Genomic DNA, 23355 nt, shown 5'->3' with positions numbered 1-23355 from the left:
CTACTCCCCTTCGTCCAGGACGGCGTCGCCGCCCTTGATGTGACGGGCCGGGTTGAAGCCCTGCTCCATCAAATCGACCGCCCACAGCATCGACTGCACGCCCTCCAGCTTCGCCAGCCCCGGCGTCGGCCCGAGACGGAAACCGCCCGGCTGCGGCTTCCCGGACTCGTCGTACGGGAGGAAATCCAGCGGGCTCTCCCCGGGCGAGGGGTAGACGACGCAGTCGGATAGCACAGCCAGCGGAAACAGCCCGGTCAGCCTGACCATGTTGTTGAGCTTGCGGTGCATGTTCACCCGCGCCTTGGAAATGACCGCAGCCCGGATGTCGGGGCGCCAGGTCGGGCGCTGCATGGCCGGCCACGGCTCGCCCTCCTTGTAGGACTTGCCCTGGGGGCGCTCGCGGAGCTTGCCGACACCGCCCTTCACGGTCGCCTTGATGGCGGCCAGGACGGCCGTCATCGCGGGGTCGGTCTGCTTGTGCTGTTCCATCGCGGCGAGGAACTGGCGGTCGTCCAGGTCCCGGGTGACGCCGAGGTCGGCGAGGGTGTCGACGTAGGCGGCCTTGAGGCGGTCGTGCCACGGATCCAGATACGCGCCCGTCTCCCGGCGCAGGTAGGCCTCCAACGGCTGGACGTTGTAGCCGAGTTCCTGCGCGTAGGCGACGGTGTGCGTCTGGTACCAAGCCGGCCCGGTCGGGCGCGTGCCGTCCGGGGTGAAGGGGCTGGGCAGTCGCGGGTCGACCTCGACGTGGGACAGGTCGACCAGCCACGAGCCCGGGATCCTCGGGCTGAACTGCGGGGCGTGGAAGTGGTCGAGCGCGGACAGGCCGACCGTGAGCCGAGCCGCGGCCGCCAGGAACGCGGTGTTCAAGTCGATGCCGACCGCGAACGGGAGCGTGCACTCCTCATCGGAGAGCAGGTCCACCGACCGCACCCACTGGTAGGCCTCCTCGTTGAGGAACCCGCCACTCCAGCCCGAGGCCACCACAACAGGGTGCTCCGCGGTCGCTTCTGGCGGTGCCGGGTCCACCGGCTCCGTCCCCAGCGAGCCAGGGTTGTGGCCTGACACCCAGTTACCGGTCTCCTTGTCCTGCACCGGCCGTGTCGGCGGGCGCAGCGCGGTCATCAGTTCCAGGCCGGAGACGGCTGTGGAGCCGCGCGGGGTGATGACCCGGGTCGCATACGTGCCCAGCACGCGGGCGATGTCAGCCGGCTCCATCTCCGCAACGCCAGGCCACGACCGCTCATCGAGCGCGTCCCACGACAGGAGCGCCAACTGCACGCACTGCCGCTCACGACCCTGCGCCTTGCGGTAGATCCGCGCCCACGGGCCGAACCCGCGCTGCGTGAACTGCCACTTCGCCTTCAAGACCTGCTTGACGACCGGGTGGTCCTCCGGCAGGCGCAGGGAGCGGCGCTGCTCGTGGCCCTCCAGCCGCTCCGGCAATCCGAGCCGCACGGCCGCCGCGGCGGTAAGCACGACCAGCGGGTCGGAGTCCTTGCCGTAACGGCTCAGTTTCGCGGCACCCAGACCGGACTCCTTGAGCGTCCACTCCACCAGCTCCGGCACCGTGGTCGCCGGGCAGTCCAGCACAATCCCGTCCACGCCGTACGCGGAACCGTCACCGTCCAACACAGCGAGCGGACCGTGCGGAAACCGCGGATCAGCCGGAGACACTGCTGCCTTCCGCGTGACCGGGCGCCGCGACGTCGCCGAGCGAGCGGGACGCGCCGCCGCGACCGGCGCGGCGGGCGCCTCGACCGGAACGACGGGCTCCATGTCGGGCGCGGACGGGCCGGCGGGTGTCTTCGCTACCTCCGGCTGCGGCACCGCAGTCGGCACCGGGGCCGGGGCGGAGAGGGTTTCGGGATCCTGGGGTGGCGTGCGGTGCGCAGCTGTCCCCGGTGGTGTGGCTGCAGGGGGTCGCAAAGTCGGCGCCGGGCCGACGTCTTCGCGACCCGGGGCCGGCGCGGGGTAGCGGTGGGCGAGGCCCTCGAGGAGGCGGCGGTAGGCCTCCAGACGCTCGCCCCTGGGCTCGGCACGCCCGGCCTCCCACGCCGTGATGCTCGGCACCCGTACACCCAAGGCCTGGGCGACGGCAGCCTGCGTGAGGCCGGCCGCCTCACGCAGCCGCACCCGCTCGGCCGGGGCTGGCAGCACGGTGCCCTCGTCGACGGCAGCGAGCAGGGAATCGATCGCGGTGAACAACTGCGGTGGCTGGTCCGTCATCTGCGGTTCGTTCCCGCTCACCGGACACCCTGACGGATCTCTTCCAGCCGCGTCATCAACCGCTGGTAACGCTGCGAAGCAGCCTGCGAGGAATTCAGGCCCTGATGGGCGGCGATCTGCCGCCAGTCCATCCCCCGCCGCCGCGCCTCCATGACCACCTGCGTCTCCAACCGGTCCAACTGCTCACGCATGTCCTCGAACAGGCCCAGAGCAGCACCCACATCGTCCGGCCCCACGCCCAGTTCCTGCCCGTGATCGTTCTGTTCGCCAGCGGCTGCCAGCAGTCGCCCCACCAGCGATGCGTCCTGCTCGACACGACGCGCGGCCGTGGTGTCGTCACCAGGGGCGGGCGCCAGTACGGACAGACGGTCACGGGCCTGCTGACGGAGATCACGTGGCATACCGACACCCTACCGCACGGCGGCAATGAAACAACGATTCATTGTCTTATTGCTCCGGGACCATCCCCGCGCGTGCGGGGAGCAGCCTTCCAGGGTGGTGGTGCGGTGGGGGGTCTTGGGACCACCCCCGCGCGCGCGGGGATGGCCCCTTGAAGGTCGCGCTCACGTTGCGGTTCGGGAGCTGCTCCCCGCGCATGCGGGGATGGTCCCCTCTACGGCCGCATCGTGGCCTGCCTCACCAGCTGCTCCCCGCTTACGCGGGGATGGTCCCGGGCCGTCCGGGCTGCCCGCTCACGACCCGCGCTACTCCCCGCGCATGCGCGGATGTTCCCGAATCCAGGACCGACCCGGCGCGGTCGCCGGCTGCTCCCCGCGTGCGGGGATGTTCCCGACAGGTACATCGTCGCGCAGGATCGGCGCTCCTGCTCCCCGCGCAGGCGGGGATGGTCCCAGGCGCAACGACTCGACGTCGCACAGAACACCGGCGGCAGACGAGTGCGCTGCCGCGGTGACATCGCGGGGCGCGGTCCGGTCGAACCAGGTGCAGCGGACGTCTGCAGGCCCAGCCGGCCGGTCTATCTGGCTGGTCGGGTTCAATGCCTGTCTCGAGGTGGGAATAACCCCTGGCCCGCGTTCCGGCACGCCGCGCGGTGCATGCGCTTCCACCGCTCCCGGGGCCCCGCGTAGCTGCAGTCGGTGACGAAGGCCTCCACGGTCTCTCAGGTCGGCACTCCCTTGCCGGATGCAGCTGTGGCCAGCGCCGTGTTTGAGCGGGCAGGCAGACCCCTCCACATTTATCGTCATTATGACGATTTCAGGGTAGGGTGCATAGTGCATACGCCATTTCAGGCCCCGGACGGACGGTGCGCGATGACCACAGATGCCCAGCCCCACAGCTCCGCTGTCCTCTCGTCAGCGGCTCTTGCCTTCGAAAGTCACCTCGAGTTCGAGGTTCTGGCCGCCCCCCGCACCCTGACCGGCAGCCTGTTCCACTACACGAGCGACAAGGGGCTCTTCGGCATCCTGGCCTCAGGCGAACTCCGCCTGTCCCCTTATCGGTTTACCAATGACCTGTGGGAATCACAGCCCCACTACCCCAGCTTCAGCCAGCGCTCCGGTATAGGCACCGGCCCAGACCTGGCCCTTTGGGACGAAGTCGACCGGCAGCTACGCCTGCACACCAAGGTCGGATGCCTGACCCAGGACGTGACCCTGCCGGACACCGTGGCCAACCCCGATGCGCTGCGCGGCTGGGCGCACCTGGCGCTGTGGGCACACTACGGCGCGGGGCACGAGGGGGTGTGCCTGCGGTTCGACCGTGACCGGCTCATCGAGTCGTTCCTTCAGCACTCTGGCCCTGCATCATTAGCCTTCCACGGGCCCGTCCGTTACCTCAGCAGCCAACACGGCCCCGCCAATGCCGGCATCGACTTGGAGCAGGTCGCAGAGTTCGGGATCGACGCGGTGTCACTGGCCTACGCCGAGGCCAACAAAGACCACCTGTTCTTCCGCAAGCACATCGACTGGAGCAGCGAGAGCGAGTACCGACTGGTCGTGCTGAACCAATCCGTCGACTACGACTACGTCGACATCCGCAGCGCTCTCACCGGCATCGTCCTGGGCCAGGCCTTCCCGCCGGAGCGCCTGCCTGACCTGCTCACGGCACTGGAGCCCTACCCGGGCATCGAGATAGAACAGATCCACTTTTTCAACCGCGGTTTGCGCCTCCTTCCCTTCGAGGGAGATGTTGCGCGGACCGTTCGGCCGGCCTCAGATGTGGAGTGGCCCGCCGCGCGCCGAAATGGATCTCTGGCCGAGCGTCTGCAGGCTTTGCGTGCGGCAGAGACCGAGGCCGAAGCCCTGACCACGGCTGGAAATCGCGTGGCCGAAAAGCACGTCAAGGCTCTGGAGGCAGGCATCGGCAAACTGGCCGACGAGCTACGCAGTTGGCCTGCCACCAAGGTGGAAACCTATCCGCAGTCCAGCGCTGTCCCGCCAGCGAACCACAAGGCCCGTCCGGGAGTCCCCGGCGAGGTAGTCCACTACCAGCATGGCTTCATGTGCGTGGTGGAGAACCTGCCCACCTACTCCCACACCCTGATGGCGGCCGCGGCAGTCCAGGTACTCGACGGCCAGCGCCTGCGTCTGCACGCCGTCGTCACGACAGAGCGCTGGCTACCGGACGGCAATCAGATCACCGAACACTGGCGCAACCGCCAGGAGTCCCCCCAGGCTCAGGCTGCACAGACTGTGTCGGCCATGCTGGACGAGCTGACCAGCCAGGTACGCACCGTCCGCCCGGCCTTCGACCAGGTGCGCGACAGCACCGCCACGGATGAGTAGGCGTCGCAGCCCCAACGGTGCCAGCACCCCCCAGCCGTGATTCCGGCAGCCCCTCGCACACCTCTCAGTAACGCCGCGCCGGTGGGAGCGACACCGCCTGGTCAGTCGCACTGCTTCAAACCCCGCTGGACGGCGAAGTGGCCCTGCTCCACGAGCAGCAACCGTGTACCTGCCGGCCCGACTGAGAGCGTGTGTCAGGCGCATCGGGATCGCCGAGGTGTCTATTCGTCCGTCGCGCTGGAACGGGGCCTCGCGTCGAGCCTGGCCCTCCCGGAAGGGGTGCGGGCCAGCCGGCAGGCCGATCTGGCGGGTACCCGGCTTCATGTCCGGCAGTGACAGGAGGCTGTCGAGTCCGGCATCGATCGGGCCTGCCTGAAAACCCCGACCATCGCCGACGGCGGCTACCAGGGCACCGGCCTGCTCATCCCGCACCGTAACCGACGAGGTCAGGCCCGCCTCGGCCCGCACCAGGAAGCAGACAACGCCATCCACCGCCGAGCGCGAGCGCGTGTGGAACACACTCTGTCGCGGCTGAAGAACGGGAAAATCCTGTAGGACTGCCGACTCAACGGCGACGGAGTTCACCAGGTTGTTGGCCCGTATCTCCGAGGCTATGAAAGCCTCCGACCGCATTGGCCTACTCGCTGATGCCGCCGCCGGTCTCCATCAGCGCCGGGACATCCCTCTCCGGACCGGTATCAGCGTCCACCACATGACCGCAACCCAAGACGACGCCCTCCCTGACGACGAGAGCTGAGAACACCGCGGCTGACTGCTTCCGATTGTGGTGAACGGAGCGTGGCTTGGACGGGCGGAGCTGCTGCACGACACGATGGACACTGTCATGCATGGCCTGTTGCCATACGCAAGTCGTCTCAACGTGCGGAGTTACCCGTGTACGACAGTGCAAGATCCGCTCTTCGGGAGCTGGAGGACGATCAGGTATTTGAGCGGGTATCACTGCATGTGCTGCGGGCCCGCTTCCCTGAGCTGCGGATCACCAGCGCAGCAGGCGACCTCGGCCGAGATGCCTTTGGCCGCCCGCTGTTCGGCAAGGACGACAAGGTCGTGCTGTGGGTGAGCCTGCAGGAGAGATGGACGAGCAAGCTGACGTCCGAGCTGGTCAAGAACCGCAAGCATGACCGTCGGGCGGAGGCGATCTACGTCACGAACCGGTCGACCACCGAGAAGGTCAAGGAGCGGTGGAGGAAGACGGCAAGCGACGACTATGGCGTTGCTCTGGAGATCTTCACGCTGCCCGAGCTGGCTACCGAGTTGGAGTCTGATGGTCTGCGGTGGGTGGCCGAGCTTGAGCTCGGTGTGCGTCCTCGAGCGCCCTACCGGTTGTCGACGTGGGCGCAGTACGTGGAGGTCCTGGCCGGGTCGGTGCCGGGGATGGCTGCGCCGGTGGTGGGGCGTGAGGCGGAGCTGCAGGCGCTCGGGGCGGCACTGACCGGGGAAGGACCGTTGTCCCGGGTAATCGTGGTGGAGGGCCCGGGCGGTGTCGGGAAGACCCGTCTGACGATCGAGGCGACCCGATCGGTGTCTGCGGTGCTTGTCGCGCCCACCGGTGTATCGCTGGAGGCCGGTGCTTTCGCGGAGGTGCCGGTCGATGATTCCTTGATCGTCTTGATCGATGATGCCGACCGCGCGCGGGATCTGAGTGGTCTAGCGGCGCTGCTGCATGATGTGCGTTTCCAACGGGTGCGTTTCGTCCTGACCGTCCGGCCCGGGCGACGGCTGGGCGTGCTGCAGCACTGGGGTATTGAGCGCTGGGCGGGTCCGGTGGTGGAGCTGCGTCCGCTGGAGCGGTCAGCCATCGACGCGCTCGTCACCGGGCGGGGTATTCGCAGTGCTGCCTTCCGGCAGAGCGTCATTGACCTGGCTCAGGGCAACCCGCTGATCGCTCACACAGCCTGCGAGGTGGGTCTTGCCGCGAACAGGTTCGACTGGCCGCGTGCTGTGGATCTGCTGCGCGCCATGGCCGAGCGCCGTCTGCCGGCCGACGACTCCGCCCACTCGCACCGTGCGACGGCGGTCGCCCTGGCGTTGCTGGGTCCCGTGGCCGGTGGAGAGGACCTTGTCTCGCTGGCGGGTGCCATTTCGACGCTTCCGCCCGAGCCGTATCGGCTTTCCGTTCTGCTCGACGAGTTGGCCGACGCGGGCCTGGCCGACGCTGCGCCGTATTCGGTGCGGCCTGCCTTGCTCGCTCCGGTGCTTCTCGCTGATGCGCTGGATCCTCGCAGCCGGGTGAGACTGGATGTGGACCGGGCGCTGAGCGTGTTGTTGGAGAGGGCCGGACTCAGCTCCGGATCGGATGCCGTGTCCTTCGATGAACACCTCGCGTTCGGCGGGGCAGGGCTGGGCCCTCAGCTGAACGCCCTCGCGCAGGCGGCTTACGACTGCGGAGATGCGGTGGCGGGAGCACGTCTGATGTCAACGGTTCGTGGTTTGCTGTCCGACGAGGCGGATTTGGACGCATGGGCGGCCGTGGTGGGTCTGGCCGGAGAAGTGGCTGTCGCGGCTCCCGGGATCCTCGCGCAGCTGTACGGGCTGCTGGTCCAGCGGTGGCCGCTGGCACCGTCGCCTCGGCGATGGGGCGAGGGCGATCCGGTGGCGCACTACCGGTACGGGCTGCAGCGTCTTGGTGAGCGGTTCGCCGAACTCGCCCAGCGCGTGGGCCTCGACACTGTGCCCAGCCCGGTGGGTGTGATGTTGGATGTGGCCTGGCTGATGGAACCGGCCCTGTCAGTCGAAGGCTCCGGCCGGCGCGATGGGGTCCTGCGGGGCATCGAGCGGTGGTGTTCAGCCCCGGCCCATACACTGCCGGAAGGATTCGATGCCCTGTTGGAGCGGCGTCGCGAAGTTCTTCGGGTCATCACCCAATGGACACGGGACCGCCGGGTGTATGCGCCGCAGGGACTGGATCCAGAGGATGCCGCAGTTCGCGGGCCTCTCAGCCTCATCCGTGTGCTGATGGCCGCGGTGCAGCCGCTGCTGCATCTGACCGTGGAGAGCACGAGTGGCAGCCCGGAATCAGCGCACACGATCACCTTGCACGCCACAGTCATGCCGGACCGGCCGCAGACCCTTGAGCTGCTGCGCGAAGCACTGGCCCTGCTCGCCCCGCTCCTGGACGAGCCCTCGCTGCGCAGTGGCGAGGGCCTGGCCGTTCTGCACACACTCGTGGCCCTGCCAGGCGATCTACGCAGCGAGGGTGCTCGGCCGTTGATGTCGGGCACTGTCATGCCGACGTATGCGGGCACGATCCTGGATACCGCCGCCGTGGAGTTCACCGCGCAGATCGCGGACCGGTGGAACTCACTGCCTTTGCCGGTCAGACGCAGCGCCGCACAAGCAGTGCTCGGGCCTGATCCACGGCCGTACACCCTCAGCGGTGCCGCAGCCACCGGGGACGAGGTGTCCGTCGCGGCACTGGCGGATACGGCGCTGGCCCGTCTTGTGGTGGTGCAGCCGCTGCACGACAAGACGCCTTGGAGTGAGGTACTGGCATCACAGCAGCATGCCTCGGCCCAGCAGTTGGGCAGCGAGATGGACCTGGTGGAGGCGCTGGAGCTGCTGGACGAAACGGCACCGAACGTCAGGGGGGTCGCAGTCAGTGCGCTCCCGGCGTTTGCGCAGGCGGTCGGAGCCGGCGCAGATGATCCGCGGCCGGCACTGGAAAGGGTAGCCCGCGGCCCACTGGCCGGTGAGGGCGCCTTGCTGGCCGGTCTCGCGCAGCGCCACCCGGACGTGGTCTGGCCCTGGCTGGAGGAGCGCGTCAGCGATCCTCGCCTGGCCGTCGCGGCACTTGCTTCCGTCGATGCCTACCCTGAGTGCGAGTTGCGTCTGCTCCCGCTGCTCCTGGAGTCCGCTTCATCAGGATCGGTGGCGGGTGATGAGGTGACAGCCCGGCTGACGGGGATCTTGAACTGGCACCTGGTGCCGTGCAGGCAGCCGCTCGCACTGCGCCTGAAGGTACTTGCCTCCTTGGCGTCGCGGTGTCCAGCCGCGGCTCTTCCCAACACCCTTCAAGTCATCGGCTTCCTGCTCCGGGAGGCAGACCATGACAGCGTCCCCGTCGACAGTGAGGTGGCTGGCCAGTTCGCCGACGCTTTGCGCCGCCGGTTGAGCGAGGCCGACCGGATCTCCGAGACGGTGCACTTCGATGAGGACACGGCCTACGGTGCCGCAGCGATCGCGTCGTCCCTCCCCGAGGAATTCGCCGCCGTCCTCGTTGAACAGCTGCTGGCCACAGATGGCCGATATGACCTTCCCAGAGCCTGGTCGCACGCGCTCGCGAGGCTCACACCGTCCGTGCGCGAGCAGCTGGTCGGCGTCGTCCTCCGGCACATGGACCAGGCCCGTCCCGAGACCGACGTCAGCCAGCGCACGGGACTGGCGGCCGCGCGGCTGCTGTCAGCTCTCGGGCGCGGAACGCAGGAGTGGGTAGGCCGCGTGCGGCAGTGGGCATCAGGATCACCGGCCCAGCGTCAACAGGCCGCTGCCGCCATCCAACACGCATGGCAGACACCGCTGTGGGCAGAAACCGTCTCAACCCTGCTCGCCACAGACATCGACGCTGCCAGCCGGGACGCAATCCTGGTGGGCATCGCTCTGCCTGGCCTGGACACCGATCTCCCCGATGAGCCAGAGCCCCGCCGCACCGCCCTGGCCCCGCTGGTGACCGATGCGAACGCGTCGGTGAGGGCCTTCGCCTTGGATGCCCTGCGCCGCCTCGACGTCATCGAGGAAGAGGACAGCAGACAGGAAGCCGACTTCAGGCGCGGATACCGCCGTTGACGCCGCGTCAGAGACTGTTGCTCGCCACGCGGCAGTCACTGCCGCGACCGCGCTCTGCGACTGTGCTGAGCCGGCACTCGATGGCGTGCCTGGCGCTCGCGGTGACGCATCCAAGCCAGCAGCACATCGCGCTTGTGCTCGGACTCCTCCGGTACAAGGGCGAGGGCGAGCAGGCCAGGTACCGCGATCCCGACGACGACCGCGATAGCTACGGCCCACCATGGGGCGCCCACCATCGTCAGCGCAGTTACTGCCGCCCCCGCGGATAGCCCCATTCACCGGGCTGAGCCCACGCGCCTTCGGGAAGCTGGTGACCGTGCTGCGGCACGAGGGTGCGGATGCCGTCCGCAAAGGTCGGCCGTGGAGCCTGTCCTTGGAGGACCGGGCACTGCTGGTCGCGGTCATCTACGCACAACACAGCGGCCACGGCTGCACTCCAGGGGGAGGAGAGACGGCCCGGCCCACAACCAGCGACGCAGCCAGCAGATTAGCGCCCCGATCACGCGCTCGGCTTAGGCGCTGTCGCCATCACCTTCCTCGCCTCGGCAAAGAAATCCATCCGCAACTGCCACTTCTGCACCGACCTCGCACGGAACTCCATCTGTTCCTCCGCGCATGCGTTCGCTGGTCGCGGGCACGCCCCGTGCCCAAGGAACATTCGCAATTCAAGGATGCCGTCAGAAGCCTTCCGAGCAGCACTTACGACGCGTTCCGGCCCGAGCAGTTCCACCGTCTCCATTGCCCTCAACATGCCGCCGAAGGGCGGGTCAACTGTCGTAGTGAAGAATTCCTCGAACTCGTCATTCTCGTAGGTTGCCGGGTCAAGCAGGATCGGCAGGTCACGCATGATGTCGAACAGTTTCGTATGGACTTCGTCCCAACTGGCGAGATACGCAATGTATGCCTCCCGCCGCTGCCCTCGAAGCCACTGCTCGTGCTCCACGTGCGCCTGATCGGTCGTCTGCTTGCGACCGACGTAGATGCCCAGGAGCGCGCCACCGACGCCAAACACACCGGCAGCGACCGCTGCCACTACCGCCCCCCATGCCTCGTTCATGCCCCCGCATCATTCCCGGACGCGCAGAGGTCCGCCAGGCTGCCCGGTCAACCGGCCGACAGGGGGACGGCGCTCACGCGGCAAGCGACGCCAAGCACACGACGTGGTCAGCGCATACCATCGCGCAGACTTTCTGGTCCGCCACCGGGGCCGTTCCACCGCCCTGCCGACGCCGCTTGAACGGCGGTATCAGCGGCGCCGCAAGGTTTCACAGCCCGTCAGGAACGAGTTCGCGCTCAAGATCCACAGCCGCCCTGGCTGGCGATCATCCCTCAAAGCGGCTACGGCCGATGTCGGCCTGTCCGAGGGGGCGAGCGCGGCCCACCCGGTCTTCTAACCTGATCGCGTGATCGACTACGACGATTCCGGCCGCCCGATGGTTCAGGTGGGAGGCTCCGGACCCGCACGCCTACTGCTCTCGGAACCGGCCCGACGGTACGAAGACGAACCAACGCTCGACTTCCTCGTCAGGGCCCACGGGCCCTGGGGGAACGTCGAGACCTCGGTGGAGACCTGGGACGGCGACGGACTCGACACCTTCCTCGCCTCACTTGCCGAAGACTTCCGCGGCTGGGAAGGAGCGCGCACCTGGCATTCCCTCAGCTACGACCTGACCCTCTCAGCGGAACACCACCCTGGTGGCCACGTCCAACTGACCTGGGGCATCCACGGCCGGGCACCCTCCGAGGAATGGCAGTTCGAGACCAACACGGTGCACGCGGCAGGGGAGGACATGCGCAACCTCACCGCCGCAATCCACACGTTCATTGCGAGCGTCGCGGAGTAGCCAGACGAGCCCCGATGCCGAGCCCCACACATGAGATGACGCCTTAAACGCCTGCACCGCCGCCGTACGGACCGCCACCGCCCCGTGCCCCTGATCCCGCGCGCTGTTCCAGGCTCGCCAGACGGTCCCCCACGCGTCGTACTGCGTGGGACCGTTCCACCGCGGCGGCCAACTGGCCGTCCCGGCGCCATGTCTGTCCGGCGTCCGCCACCGTGCCACAGGTCGTCGACGCCCTGCTGGGCCGGGACACTTCCACTTACAGGGGTGTCGTCACGGGCAGGGAGCAGACGGGCACGGCTTCCGCATACGCAAGACAGCAGGCACCGTGGGGCGCCGCCCCCTACGTGCAGGAGGGACCATCCCCGCGCGTGCGGGGAGCTTCTTCCGCGACTGCGCGGTGCACGACTTCGACATCGTGCGCTGGGTCACTGGCCGCGAGGTGGTCGAGGTGTACGCGGCCGGCGGCAACCGGGGGGCCGAGTACATCGCCGAGGCGGGCGACGTCGACACCGCGTCGGCGATCCTCACCCTCGACGAACGGCACCCTCGCGCTGGTGTCCAACTCGCGCCACAACGCCCGCGGTTACGACGTCCGCCTGGAACTGCACGGCATGCGCGACAGCATCGCCGTGGGCCTGGAGGACAAACTCCCCCTGCGCTCGGTGGAACCCGGTGCCACCTTCCCCGCGGGCACCCTGCACGACTTCTTCATGGACCGCTTCGCCCCCGCCTACCGCGCCGAACTGACCGCCTTCACCGAGGTCGTCGCGGGCCGCGCCACCTCCCCGTGCACCGTCGCCGACGCGATCGAGGCGAGCTGGATCGCGGAAGCGTGCGCACTGTCCCTGGCCAAGCGCCGCGCGGTGCGGGTGGAAGAGGTGCGACGGGGCCGAGCCGGTCCGGCGGGGCGCTGGCGCTGGTGTGTGCGGCTGGCATCCGCCGGCCCGGAACAGCAGCCGTGGAAAGCTCGTGTGGTGTGAACCGCCCGCCGTTCGACAGGGGTTCGCTCACTCTCTGAACATCCCCGACAACGGATCGGCCCACCGGCCGGACCCGGCCGCCAGCACACGCCCGGCCGGCCAGCAGTCGCGCAGCGAGGCGCGGTGCGCTCGGGCGAATGGGCGGCCGCGTACGGCTCGGCACCGCGTACTGCGCAGTGCGTGGCAGGGTGCCCGCCGGCGTCGTGACATCGGCCATGAGAGCGCGCCGCGCTGAACAGGGCATCTGTATGACGGCCGGCCTCGGAGAGCCTGGCCGTCGTAGAGGTGAAGGAAGCCGGGGCGGCGGTCACGGACCGCTTCGTTCAGTGTCCAGACAGCCGTTGCGGCGTCGAAGCTACTCGCAACCGGGGACAGAGAACAGGCACTTCGAGGTGAAGCGGTCGTTGCCCGCGACCAGCTCCTGCGTGATCAGCTGGTTCCTCTCGTCGTTGACCTCATCGATCTCGTGCTTCAGTTCGACGATCCGCAATCGCAGGCTTGCGTTCTCATCCCTTGTGTCGTCCAGGGCCTTTGCATAACTGGCGATCCGCAGGGCGGTCACGGCTACTCGACGGTCCACGGCGTACTCGAGCTGCTCCACGGCCCGCTCGCGCGCCCGCATGTCCGACTCCAACCGTCGCCGCTCTTCAGCGACCTCACTGAGGTCCCGCCGAGTCCGTGCCTCGGAGACCACCAGCAGCGAACGCATGGTCGCGGCCAGGAAGCCGACCGCGCCGGCGGACAGGAACCCGGTTCCTCCTGCGGCCAATTCCCAGGTGTGGCGGAAGACGCCCTCGGCGACCAGTATTCCGCCGGCGGTGCAGCCCGCAGTGGACGCGATCACCAGTCTGTACGCCACTTCGTCCTACCCCCTAGCCACGGCTCCCCGGCCCTCCGCTGCGTCCGTCTCTTTTTGCAGCTGGATGGCGTGGAAGATGCCTCCGAGGAGCATCGAGCGGATTTTGGGATCGGAGATCCCCCATGCGTCGGCCGCGTCTTCCGGGGTAAGTGTTGATGAGGGTACCGCCCGAATTGACGGTTCGGGCCCGTGTTCTGAAGGAAGCGCACCACTTTCAACCAACATTTCCCGTGGATCTACGCGGAGGATCTTCGCCCACTTCGTGACTTGCTGCGGAAGGGGAAGAGTCTCGCCATCGAGGGTCCGCGAGATCGTCGTGGGTTTCGTGTCGAGCAGGCGGGCCAGCTCGGCCCGGCCTCCCTTGTAGGGCCTCACGTCGAAGCCGGCCTCGATCGCTTTCCGTGTGAGGTAGGTGCCGAAGGCCTTGACGCGAGCTTTCCGCTCCTCGCGTGTCTCCTGGTGGGGATCTTCCATGCTGCGCATGTTCGGAGAGTAGCGCGCATGCGAGCTACCTAGACAGAAGTCTCACGCATGCGTTTTCGCAGGTCAGGAACTCAACACTCGTTTACCCAGGCCAGACAGGGCAGCCCCGACCCCCTCCGCGTCGAAAAAAGTTTCATGCGACATAAGTGAATAAGTTGCGCGCATGCGAGTTATTTGATTAACTCTCACACGCGCGAGTGAAGTCGCACTCGCGAGAGTTGCTGCCTCGAGGGAGACCCCCATCCATGCTCCGCCTTGACATGGCCGTGCTCATCACGCGGGCCGAAGATCTCGGGGACGACGACATCGCCGGCATCGCCGCGCGATCGGGGGCGGTAAATGCGCCCTCCACCACCTCGAACCAGAAGGCACCGAACCGAGCCTCGGCAGCCTCTGGGCCTTCCGGAACGTCTACGGCTGCTCCATCGAGGGCCCCGCCGACGACGGAAGCAGGCGGCTGCAGACGCCGCCGGCCCTCCCTGCCCACAGGCGCGGGTCCGCCCGCCACTGCCGTTCCAAGGGCGCGCCCTGAGGCACGGAGGTCGCCCCGAGGTCGGGCCCCGGCCGGAAGCAACCCTAGCGACGCCGGCCCACCGCAGTTCATCCACTCATGAACGGAGCAGGACTTGACGGCAGAGTCTCACGGAGTCTCATCCGGTGGCGACATGGGGGAACCGGACCTCGTCGCCCGTGCCCAGCAGGGCGACCCGGACGCCTTCGCCGAGCTGTACCGGCAGCACCACCGCGCGATTCTCGGATTCGTTTACAAACGCGTCGGGAGAAACCGGGCGCTGGCCGAAGACATCACGGGCGAAGTGTTCCTTCGCGCCTTGTCCTGGTTGCGCACAGGCACATTCTCCTGGCGCGGAGCCGGGTTCGGCGGCTGGCTGTGCGTCATCGCCCGAAACAAGATTGCCGACTACTTCAAGAGCGCTCAGCGCCGCGAATTCCCCGTCTACGACATGCGAGATCACGACGCGGCGGTCGACAGCCCCGAGGAAACCGTACTGGACCACATGGAACATGACCTGGTCCGGCAGGCACTCGCCCGACTGCTGCCACCTCAACGCCAGGTTCTCGAGCTGCGCTACCTGCAGGATCACTCGGTGGCCGAAGCCGCCCTCGCGATAGAACGCAACACTGGCGCGCTCAAGACGCTCCAGTATCGGGCCGTTCAGTCACTCCGTGCCGTCTACGAGGAGGGCCCAGCGTGACAACCATTCTCGACATCCCGACCACGACGGAACGAGAGCTGGCTGAGCGGCTGCAGAGACTGGCCGCGAAATTCATCGTCGACCTGGACAGACAAGGACGGCTGGTGGAGCCTGGCGGAGCGGAGGCCCTCAAGCGCCTGCGCGCGCAATTCGAGGCACGGCGCAGCCATACGGCGATCTATCAGGCGGCCGTCGAGACCATCGTCGACGACTGCAGCTACCCCCGTGCCGTGGCCATGCAGATCGCGGACGTCCTGCACCTCAGAGGCCTCCTGGCCGAGGACGACGGTCCTGAGCCCCAGCACGACCGCGAACCGGGCCCTGCGCCCCTTGCACCGGATGCAGCCGGCGCCCGGGTCGTGCACCGCATCAAATCGCCAAACACGTCGCACGAACACGCGCCGGCGCCGGAGCTCGTCGAAGACCAGCTGCCGCAGATGCGCCCCTCCGCCGCCATCGCCGCCGACGAGGCGACCGTGGTCGAGCCGGCCGCAGAATCCCCGGCGGAGTGGTCTGAGGAGTACGCGCGCGCTGTCACGGTCGCGGCCAAGCTGCAGTCCGACCATGCGACGCGCCCGGAGCTGTCAGCCGTAGCGGCCCATCGGGACTGCGTCAGCGTCGCAATCAAAGCCACCTCGCTCGACGACTGGGGGTACTGGTTGACGGCGATCGGCACGCCTGTCGCTGTCACGAGCCACCAGGCGGGATACGCGCAGCTCGCTGTCGGAACCGTCGAGGGGGTAGAGGTTCACCTCACCGCTCACGAAGTTCCGCGGCTGCTCCAGGAGGCGGCCGATGCCACAGGCGAGCCCTTCATGCTGTGGGGGCGGGTCTACGACCTCACCCGCGGATACCGCGACCGGTTCGACAACTTCTGGGTCTACCTCGGCCAGCGGCAGGAGAGCGGGATGCCGCTGCTGTGCCTACGGGGCACAGACGGACCGATGTACCCGCTCGGATCGATCATCGTGAGCAACGGACCGCTCAGTCTTGTCGAGATGCCTGCCATCGGCCCTACGGCCAACGTGGCTGGAGACGAGGCATGAACCTCACCAGGGACATATGCCTTGGCCGGCCGAACGACCTCCCAGCGGGCCGACCGCCGCACAACCGGTCTCCCGACCGACCAAGTGCGCAACAGGCGCTGCGCACAGTTTCGACAAGTCTCGGACAAGGCAGTCACGCCCGGCGGTGCGCATCAACCGCGCACCGCCGTACGACACGCATGTCGAAAAGTCGTGTACGCGCCGGGAGTCCGCACTGTCGGTCGCATGAGTAGATCATTCACAGCCGGCCGAGAACTGGTGGTGCCCGTGCATTCTCGTTGACCGTGGCGTCGTTCCTGGCGGGCGCGGCGATGTCACCGGGAGGGCACAGTCGGCCTGGTCACTAGTGTGGAAAGCGGCGCGGTGGGCGAGTGACCATGGATTCTCGGAACTCGGCGATCCGCGAGTGGACTTGGCGCATCAGGTGGGTGTCCTCGATCCGATCCAGGTAGAGGCAGCGGGCTGCCAGGCCCGGGAGGTCGAAGGCGAAGTACAGGGACATCAGCGGGTTGACGAACAACTCGCTGCCCCGGGTTCGGTCAGTGAACCGGACATCGCCGAACGAGCCGCGGACGGCTGCCGCGATGGAACCATTCACGATGCTGGGGTGCTCCGGGGTGTGGTGCTGGGCGTGCGTCACCGCGTCAAGGTAGAGAGCGCCCTCACGGGTGGCGCGCGGTATCGAGAACGCACCGAGGTACGCGCCGTCGCGCTCCAGCGCGGCGATATTCTCCAGTACCTGCACATGGTTCACACCGTGGTACGCGTCTACGCCGAAGCCGACCGACACGACGAGCCGGGTCGGTATGCCGTCCAGCGCGGCCAGCGCCGCCACGCTCGTCAGGTCCTCCTCCGGAGTGCCGAGCCCGGCTTCATCGCCGCGCATCAAGATGTCCGTACCGCCGTCGACCAGCACCACTGCGTCGATGCGGTGCAGCTCGATCAGTGCTTGGTAGGCGGCGCGCAGCGGGCGTACCCCGGTCTGCGGGAAGGCGTACACAGTGGACGGGTAGCCGTGCTGGCGCAGCCACTGGGCGAGGGTCCGCTCCGGGAAATAGCCCTGGTGCAGAGCGGAGTCGGGAGTGACGGCGGCCAGGTCGGGGGCGACCCAGTCGTCGATCGGGAGACCGGCGAGTGCGCTGAAGGAGAGGTTCGCGAGATATACCTGCTTGCCCTGGTGCAGGAGGGAGAGCGCCAACGGCAGGCCGGAGTAGATGTCGAAGCCGCCACCCGCGCCCGCGACGAGGATCCGTTCGGCATCGGCGAGCCGGGTGAAGAGTGGGTTGGAGTGGAGGGACGTCATGACGATCATTGTCCGGGGACCCGGCCCCGGGCGCCTCCGGGTTCTCGACGCGGCGGCGGAGCCACGGAGTTACCGGATGCCGCGGGGCGAAAGTGCCGGGAAGAGGTCGATCTGCCCGATGCGAAGGGCCCAGTTCCGTGGGTCGGGACTGGGCTCGCTGCTGCAGGTACCCGGCCTGTGGCTTTGTCCCTTTTGCTGTGGTTCACGGCCAGGAGGAACGCGCCGGGCCGGGCTTGGGCCCGCGGGCTGTCAAAGACGGCTCCGGCGTCGTGATCACACCAGCCACATCAAGATCATCTTGTCCCTGACCGACAGTTCCGGGACAAGGCTTGGGGATTGCTCAGCCGGAGAGGCGGTAGGCCGTGGAGGTGTCGACACCGAGGGCAGCGAGCAGGTCGAGGGCGGCGGCCAGGGGCGGGGCTCCGGCCAGGCGGGCGGCGGCAAGGTGGGTGGGGAGGCGGTCAGCGGCGATCAGGGCTGTCCACTGGGTGGCGGAGAGGGCGAGGTAGCGAAGGCCGGGGAGGTCGGCCAGCAACGCCAAGTCCGGCGTGGGGCAACGAGACAGGTCGAGGGCACGCAGCGCGGGGAGGGTGCGCAGCGGGGCGAGGTCGATCAGTGTCTCGGAGCCGACGGCGAGTGAGGCGAGGTGCGGGTGGCGGGCGAGTGGGGTGAGGTCGGCCTCGGGGGTGAGGTCGATGGCCAGGTCCTCGACGGGGAGTGCTGCGATTGGGGACAGGTCGGTGGTGGCGCAGCGGTTGAGGTGCAGGCGCCGCAGGTGCGGGGTGGCGGAGAGCGGGGTGAGGTCGACGGCTGAGGGGGCGTCGTTGAGGTGGATCGCCTGGACGCTCGGTGAGAGCGGTTCTTCCAGGGTTGAGATCACCAGCTGGCGCGTGTTGTCTCCGGTCTGCTGTGGGGCGTGCGGATCGGGCTGGCCCAGGGCCTGGCCGAGCCAGGCGGTGACGGAGGAAGCGACGTAGCGGGGGCCGTCGTTGAAGTCGCGGCCGACCTCGATCACCTGGCCGGGGCGGCCGTGCGCGGCGGGCGCGAGGTCCACGGCGAAGTAGTTGCCGTCGAACCAGGTGGCGAAGGGGAGCCAGCCTGGATGCCCTGAGCAACGGCGCACCGTGTTCGGCGGGTCGGCGTCGAAGATTACCTGGTGCCAGCCGAGCTCCCAGCCGAACCAGGTCGGGACTTGGATGTAGTCGTCGTGCTCGGCCAGGGCCCCGTCGAGCGGAAGCCAGCAGTACCCGGCCAGCGCCTCGCTACCGCCGTCCCCGTCTGCCTCCAGGTAGAGCGCTCGCAGGTCCGGGGGCAGCGGCCGGCCGAGGTGGCGTTCGGCGGCGGCGAGCTGAGCCTCGGTGACGGGCGCCGACATCTCCGGTTTCGTGCCGACGTCTTCGGCGTGCTGCCTGAGCACGGCCTGCAGACGCTCGACCGCCTCCGCCGGGTCTCCGGCCTGGCGCAGCTCGGACGGTTGTGGGCCGTCGGTCGCTCCCGGTTCGGACGGTTGGAAGCCGGGGTCGACGGTCAGTGTCCAACCGTCCTGAGGGCCGGCGCCGGGCCGCAGATCATCCCGGAACACCACCAGCTCGAAGGCGCCCGACGGGCGGCAGGTCAACTCCAGGACGATGGCCTCCCAGCCGTGGCTGTCACGGAACCAGGACACCAGTGAGGCGAGGCTCTCGTGCGGGAACGGCATCCCGGAGAAGAAGCCCGGACGGCTGGGCACCACGTACCCGCCGCCGGACAGGCCGACGCTCGACCGGCTTCCGTGCCCCCGCAGCACACACTCCGTCCAGCCCTCCGGTGCCTGGGCCACGACCTCCGCCGTGATCTCCCGCGCCGCCTGTTCCACCGCCAGGTCCATTCCCGCCCTCTCGTCCGCACTGTTCGGACGAGCATGTCAGCAGACTGTGACAGAGCGACCGGCCGCCAGCACCGACGAGTCACTGCTGCCGCCCCCGAACATCCACGGCACCGCCCTGAGACGAGGTGGAAGACGAGCAGGATCAGCGGGTGCGTCGCACCCGAGTGGGCCGCGTTCTGCGGTATGCCGCCCATCTCCTCCCGCCGCCGGCCAGCGGACCGGCTGGTTCACCGTGCCCGTCGGTGACGCGGCATCACTTGTCGGTCAGTTCAGGGACCTCGGTCTTGGCGAGGTCACCGTGGTGCACGGCTGACCCGGTCCCGACCAGGGCCGGCGAGCGGCGTGGCGGGCGGCGCGAGCAGCGTCGGTCGCCGCTGCCGCGAGTACGCCGAGCCCGGCCGCCGCAGTTGCGGCGGTGAAAGCCGTCCCGGAGCCGTGGCGGTCCAGCAGGGCGCCGGCGAGTGCTGAGCCCAGGGAGGAGCCCAGGTTGTGCACCGACGGCCCGGTGAAGACCCTTGTCGGCCTGGCGCTGGCTCCCGAGCACCGGCGCGGACACGGCGCCGTATACGGCGCACTGAACCGGGCCCGCCTGGACGTCGAACGGCTGCAGACCAAGCTGGCCAGCCTGCCGCTCGCGGGCCCGGCGGGCGCTCGCGTACGCGCAGGTGTCACGCCTGGGCGCGGGCTTTGCGGGTGAGGCCCGCCGAGTTGCGGTGGCCGCTCGCGATGTCCGAAACGCGCTGGGGAGTGACGTCCAAGTACGGGGCCAGATCGTTCCGGTCGTACGGAGCGTCGAGGAGAGCACGGACCGTGAGTTGCCTCTCCTGACGGCCTACCGGCGTAGCCGGCAGGCCGTCATGCACGATCCCGGTTAGGGGTGCAGCGTAGAGGTGTACTGGCTCCTGCTATCCGACACGAAACCGTTGTCGTAGGCGCCCTTGGGGGTGAGCATCGAGTAGGCGGTGACCATTGGCTCGAAGTGCCACAGGCCCGTGTATGCAGTCTTGCCGAAGGTGACACGGACGTAGACGTGCCCGACCTTGCCAGGGGCGAGCTTCACGGTGGAGTTGTTGGGGAGGTCGAAGCCCAGGAGCCCGTTGGGCTGTGTGTAGCTGGGCTTCTCCCAGCGGTGGCGCACGGGGTTCCACCAGGTCGCCGTGATGCCTCTGAGCTGCTTCTCGCCCGGAGCGGAGTAGGTCCACAAGGACAGGCCGTAGCCGAGCGGAACCATCGTGTCCGGTGTCTTCTGCGTGTAATACATGGTGAGGTAGACGGTGTTACCCCGGCGGTAGGACTTGTGTATGCCGCTACCCCACTCCTTCATGGTCCCAATCTGATGGACCGCCTTCGTGTGAGCACCCAATGGCTCTGCGGACGCCGCGCCCGCACCCAACGGAAGCAGTCCCGCAACCACGGCAGCTGCGGCCGCAACCGCACGCATACGCATTCTCATGCCATCCCCTCCTACTGTCCTGCCGGCTGCGCATAGTAATGCACCATCGAGTAGCGGCCGGCACGCCTTAGTTAACGGCTCCAGTCCGCACCGTGAGCGTTCCGGGTCCAGGCGGTAGTCGATCCAGACGACAGGGGCATGCTGGCCGTCGCACTCGCCCGCTCCGCAGTCGACGCCGGAGACCCGATGGGTCGTCGAGCGCACCTTGTGCGCCACGAGGCGCTCTGTTTGTATCCCCGGCTTAGCCGGGAGGAACTCGGAAGGAGGTTTCTGGGCCTGATGACTTACCTGGATCCGAAAGGTGAAGGGGACAACAGCATGTCAGGAAACCAGTGACCGGGCTCAGTTGTCGGAGACGGTGTGCTGGGAGGCCCGCGCGATATGGCGAAGACTGGATTGTTTGAAGCCCAATCTCCAGAAGATGCAAGTTCTCATCCGCCGGAAGGACAGCTGAAACCGGCGCCGCACCCTGTACGGGGTTCGATCGTGCCCCCGTGCACCTCCGGAGTGCGGAGCGATGCCCAGTGACGTTTTCTCAGCGAGATAGTCTGCGCGAAGCGGCGTGAATCGTCTTGCGGATGGGCAGGCCAGAGGAGCTGGCCCGGATGCAGACGGCGTAAAGCCCCCTGGTAGGACAGGTCTCACCACAAGATCATGTCCGTAACCACCAGAGGCTTCACGTTGGTCACGTATGTTGCCACGCTCGATGTCCCGCGCCATGTCGTGGACTACCTGTCTCGACTACTGGCCGCACATCGGCGGCGGATCGGTACTCGGCGCGGTAGTCGGGCGCTTGGACCGTTTCGCCAGGCGGTGCTGGTCCTGCGCTGGTTCCGCGAGCATGGCTGCGTGCACTGCTTGGCCCGCGACGCTGGCGTTTCCCAGGCCACCGGCTACCGCTACCTGCACGAAGGCATCCACGTCCTGGCCGAACAAGCCCCGGAGCTGCACGAGGTACTGGAGCACTGCCGACGCGAGGGCATGACCCACGTCATCCTCGACGGCACGCTGATCGAATCCGACCGCCTCGCGGGCACTCGCGACAACGGCAACGATCTATGGTTCAGCCAGAGACACAAGGCGTTCGGCGGCAACGTGCAGTTCCTCTCCGCCCCGGACGGCACCCCGTTGTGGGTCTCCGATGTCGAACCCGGCTCCACTCCTGACATCACGGCCGCCCGACTCCACGCCCTGCCCGCGCTGTACAAGGCCGCGGCCGACGGGCTGCCCACCCTCGCCGACAAGGGCTACATCGGCGCAGGAATCGGCATCATCGTCCCGACCCGGCGCCCGAAGGCCCGCTCCGAGCAGGCACTGCACGCGAACACGCGCACCACAAATAACCTGATCAGAGGCATACGAGCCCTCGGCGAACGCGCAGCCGCCGAACTCAAGCAACGCTGGCGCGCTCTGCAGTACGTCACTGAGGCTTTTCCATCATCGGTCTGAGCTGGCCAAATGCAGGGTGAGGACGGCCTGGACGAGGCAGGTGATCCGGGTGGTCGAGCACCGGAGCTTGCGAAGAAGCCGCCAAGACTTGAGGGTGGCCACTGCCTGCTCGACGAGGGCGCGGATCTTCGCGTGAGACCGGTTCACCGCCTGCTGACCAGTGGAAAGGGCCTCCCACCGCCCCCAGCACGGGGTACGGACCGTGCCGCCGGCACCCCGGTAGCCCTTGTCGGCCCAGCACGTGATGCCGGCCCCGGCGAGGGCGTCGACGATGCCGTGTTCGCGAGCCGCGCGGACGTCGTGGACGGCGCCGGGCAAGGCTGGTGACGCCCACAACAGCCGGCCGAAGGGATCGGCGAGGACCTGCACGTTCATCCCGTGCCTCTTGTGCTTCCCCGAGTAGTAGGGCCGGTCCGCGGCGATCCGGTCGATCGGCAGCAGGGTCCCGTCCAGCAGCACGAACGCCTTCGACGATGCTGTCCGGACCGCCTCTGCAAGGGTCGGCGCGAGAGCGGCCAAGACCTCGACGGCCTCGGTGATGTACCGGTACGCGGTCGTGGTCCCAATGCCGAACCCGGCCGCGAGCTGGGCATACGGGTGGCCGTTGCGGAGATGGGCGAGCGTGAGCAGGGCCTGCCGGCCGACGCTCAGGCGCCGCCAGCGGGTACCGAGATCCCTGCGGCGCTGACGGAGCTTGGCGGACAGGAAGCGCAGGGCAGAACCGGACACGTCCACGCCGGACGGGTAGACAAGCACATGAAGCCTCTGGTGGAGACGGATTTCTTGGTCGAAAACCCATCTACCAGGGGCCTCACCGGTCTGTCAGCCCAACTGCTCGCCTCACCGGTCAGGTTGACAAGACATCAGTGCTCCCCGTGCATGTGACGCTCATAGAATCCCAGCATGCCCTCCCCGATAGCCCGACGCCCCTTGCTAATTGCCCTGCTGGTCGTGGGACTGGCCGCATTCGGCTACTACGCTCTGCAGCCCGTACGGGAAGCTTGCACGCTTTCCTCCGAACCGTATGGCTCCACCTTCACCCCAAACAGCTCCCACACCTCCGGCAGCGGCAGGTGCGGCG

General features: G+C 68.0%; 15 protein-coding genes and 4 pseudogenes. 10 read left to right on the top strand and 9 right to left on the bottom strand.

Annotated elements, in window-relative coordinates; translation table 11 throughout:
- Both HEP85_RS38455 and HEP85_RS38450 read right to left on the bottom strand, forming a co-directional pair.
- Positions 1–2229 carry a helix-turn-helix domain-containing protein gene (locus HEP85_RS38455; RefSeq protein ID WP_369658027.1) on the bottom strand — a complete coding sequence of 743 codons (2229 nt, stop codon included), beginning with the start codon at positions 2227–2229 and terminating at the stop codon, positions 1–3.
- 17 nt (positions 2230–2246) lie between these two features.
- The gene (locus HEP85_RS38450; RefSeq protein WP_248002277.1) at positions 2247–2630 is read right to left on the bottom strand and encodes a hypothetical protein; all 384 of its coding nucleotides are present in this window, start codon (positions 2628–2630) and stop codon (positions 2247–2249) included.
- An 870-nt stretch (positions 2631–3500) separates the two neighbouring features.
- Between HEP85_RS38450 and HEP85_RS38445 the strand changes: the two genes are divergently transcribed.
- The 4 genes and pseudogenes from HEP85_RS38445 to HEP85_RS38430 form a co-directional block, all read left to right on the top strand.
- Entirely contained in the window at positions 3501–4973 is a 1473-nt protein-coding gene (locus HEP85_RS38445) for a DUF2971 domain-containing protein (protein WP_168532004.1), read from the top strand.
- Between the two features lie 375 nt (positions 4974–5348).
- Positions 5349–5525, top strand: a pseudogene (locus HEP85_RS38440) (transposase family protein); the annotation flags it as partial.
- A gap of 342 nt (positions 5526–5867) precedes the next feature.
- On the top strand, positions 5868–9776 hold the full coding sequence (locus HEP85_RS38435; RefSeq protein WP_168532003.1) for an ATP-binding protein: 3909 nt from the start codon (positions 5868–5870) through the stop codon (positions 9774–9776).
- A 220-nt stretch (positions 9777–9996) separates the two neighbouring features.
- A pseudogene (locus tag HEP85_RS38430) lies at positions 9997–10176 on the top strand (hypothetical protein); the annotation flags it as partial.
- A gap of 99 nt (positions 10177–10275) precedes the next feature.
- Here the strand turns inward: HEP85_RS38430 and HEP85_RS38425 are convergent.
- On the bottom strand, positions 10276–10833 hold the full coding sequence (locus tag HEP85_RS38425) for a hypothetical protein (RefSeq protein ID WP_168524966.1): 558 nt from the start codon (positions 10831–10833) through the stop codon (positions 10276–10278).
- A gap of 376 nt (positions 10834–11209) precedes the next feature.
- On the opposite strand from HEP85_RS38425, the gene HEP85_RS38420 reads away from it, so the two are divergent.
- Positions 11210–11620, top strand: a complete 411-nt coding sequence (locus tag HEP85_RS38420; RefSeq protein WP_168534487.1) for a DUF6228 family protein — start codon at positions 11210–11212, stop codon at positions 11618–11620.
- 382 nt (positions 11621–12002) lie between these two features.
- A pseudogene (locus HEP85_RS38415) lies at positions 12003–12504 on the top strand (Gfo/Idh/MocA family oxidoreductase); the annotation flags it as partial.
- Between the two features lie 451 nt (positions 12505–12955).
- Here the strand turns inward: HEP85_RS38415 and HEP85_RS38410 are convergent.
- Together HEP85_RS38410 and HEP85_RS38405 are read right to left on the bottom strand one after the other, a co-directional pair.
- A complete protein-coding gene (locus HEP85_RS38410) occupies positions 12956–13459 on the bottom strand; it encodes a hypothetical protein (protein ID WP_168532002.1) in 504 nt (167 codons plus the stop codon).
- Between the two features lie 6 nt (positions 13460–13465).
- A complete protein-coding gene (locus HEP85_RS38405) occupies positions 13466–13942 on the bottom strand; it encodes a transcriptional regulator (RefSeq protein ID WP_168532001.1) in 477 nt (158 codons plus the stop codon).
- 665 nt (positions 13943–14607) lie between these two features.
- On the opposite strand from HEP85_RS38405, the gene HEP85_RS38400 reads away from it, so the two are divergent.
- Together HEP85_RS38400 and HEP85_RS38395 are read left to right on the top strand one after the other, a co-directional pair.
- Positions 14608–15156 carry a sigma-70 family RNA polymerase sigma factor gene (locus tag HEP85_RS38400; RefSeq protein WP_168532000.1) on the top strand — a complete coding sequence of 183 codons (549 nt, stop codon included), beginning with the start codon at positions 14608–14610 and terminating at the stop codon, positions 15154–15156.
- Positions 15153–16202 carry a BN159_2729 family protein gene (locus HEP85_RS38395; RefSeq protein ID WP_168531999.1) on the top strand — a complete coding sequence of 350 codons (1050 nt, stop codon included), beginning with the start codon at positions 15153–15155 and terminating at the stop codon, positions 16200–16202. Before HEP85_RS38400 ends, HEP85_RS38395 begins: the two co-directional genes overlap by 4 nt.
- Positions 16203–16545: 343 nt before the next feature.
- On the opposite strand, the gene HEP85_RS38390 is transcribed toward HEP85_RS38395, so the two are convergent.
- Together HEP85_RS38390 and HEP85_RS38385 are read right to left on the bottom strand one after the other, a co-directional pair.
- Positions 16546–17505 (bottom strand): DUF1152 domain-containing protein, encoded by a 960-nt coding sequence (locus tag HEP85_RS38390; protein ID WP_168531998.1) that lies wholly within the window; start codon positions 17503–17505, stop codon positions 16546–16548.
- Positions 17506–17845: 340 nt separating this feature from the next.
- A complete protein-coding gene (locus tag HEP85_RS38385) occupies positions 17846–19372 on the bottom strand; it encodes an SMI1/KNR4 family protein (protein WP_168531997.1) in 1527 nt (508 codons plus the stop codon).
- 487 nt (positions 19373–19859) lie between these two features.
- Here HEP85_RS38385 and HEP85_RS38380 point away from each other — a divergent pair.
- A pseudogene (locus HEP85_RS38380) lies at positions 19860–20006 on the top strand (transposase); the annotation flags it as partial.
- 237 nt (positions 20007–20243) lie between these two features.
- Here the strand turns inward: HEP85_RS38380 and HEP85_RS38375 are convergent.
- Positions 20244–20696 carry a hypothetical protein gene (locus tag HEP85_RS38375; RefSeq protein ID WP_168531996.1) on the bottom strand — a complete coding sequence of 151 codons (453 nt, stop codon included), beginning with the start codon at positions 20694–20696 and terminating at the stop codon, positions 20244–20246.
- A 783-nt stretch (positions 20697–21479) separates the two neighbouring features.
- Here HEP85_RS38375 and HEP85_RS38370 point away from each other — a divergent pair.
- Positions 21480–22274 carry a transposase family protein gene (locus HEP85_RS38370; RefSeq protein ID WP_211118140.1) on the top strand — a complete coding sequence of 265 codons (795 nt, stop codon included), beginning with the start codon at positions 21480–21482 and terminating at the stop codon, positions 22272–22274.
- Here the strand turns inward: HEP85_RS38370 and HEP85_RS38365 are convergent.
- Positions 22263–23030, bottom strand: coding sequence for an IS5 family transposase (locus HEP85_RS38365; protein WP_168531995.1), 768 nt, complete (start codon positions 23028–23030; stop codon positions 22263–22265). The genes HEP85_RS38370 and HEP85_RS38365 overlap by 12 nt on opposite strands.
- Positions 23031–23355: the final 325 nt, after the last annotated feature.

Origin of the sequence: Streptomyces sp. RPA4-2, assembly GCF_012273515.2 — a bacterium.
GTDB lineage: Bacteria > Actinomycetota > Actinomycetes > Streptomycetales > Streptomycetaceae > Streptomyces > Streptomyces kaempferi.
This window is presented reverse-complemented; position numbering and strand designations above follow the sequence as displayed.

Excerpts from the sequence above, each read along its gene's own strand:
- HEP85_RS38455 (WP_369658027.1), bottom strand. The coding sequence starts at position 2,229 with ATGACGGACCAGCCACCGCAGTTGTTCACCGCGATCGATTCCCTGCTC.
- HEP85_RS38450 (WP_248002277.1), bottom strand. The coding sequence starts at position 2,630 with ATGCCACGTGATCTCCGTCAGCAGGCCCGTGACCGTCTGTCCGTACTG.
- HEP85_RS38445 (WP_168532004.1), top strand. The coding sequence starts at position 3,501 with ATGACCACAGATGCCCAGCCCCACAGCTCCGCTGTCCTCTCGTCAGCG.
- HEP85_RS38425 (WP_168524966.1), bottom strand. The coding sequence starts at position 10,833 with ATGAACGAGGCATGGGGGGCGGTAGTGGCAGCGGTCGCTGCCGGTGTG.
- HEP85_RS38420 (WP_168534487.1), top strand. The coding sequence starts at position 11,210 with ATGGTTCAGGTGGGAGGCTCCGGACCCGCACGCCTACTGCTCTCGGAA.
- HEP85_RS38405 (WP_168532001.1), bottom strand. The coding sequence starts at position 13,942 with ATGCGCAGCATGGAAGATCCCCACCAGGAGACACGCGAGGAGCGGAAA.
- HEP85_RS38400 (WP_168532000.1), top strand. The coding sequence starts at position 14,608 with ATGGGGGAACCGGACCTCGTCGCCCGTGCCCAGCAGGGCGACCCGGAC.
- HEP85_RS38390 (WP_168531998.1), bottom strand. The coding sequence starts at position 17,505 with ATGACGTCCCTCCACTCCAACCCACTCTTCACCCGGCTCGCCGATGCC.
- HEP85_RS38385 (WP_168531997.1), bottom strand. The coding sequence starts at position 19,372 with ATGGACCTGGCGGTGGAACAGGCGGCGCGGGAGATCACGGCGGAGGTC.
- HEP85_RS38375 (WP_168531996.1), bottom strand. The coding sequence starts at position 20,696 with ATGAAGGAGTGGGGTAGCGGCATACACAAGTCCTACCGCCGGGGTAAC.
- HEP85_RS38370 (WP_211118140.1), top strand. The coding sequence starts at position 21,480 with ATGTCCGTAACCACCAGAGGCTTCACGTTGGTCACGTATGTTGCCACG.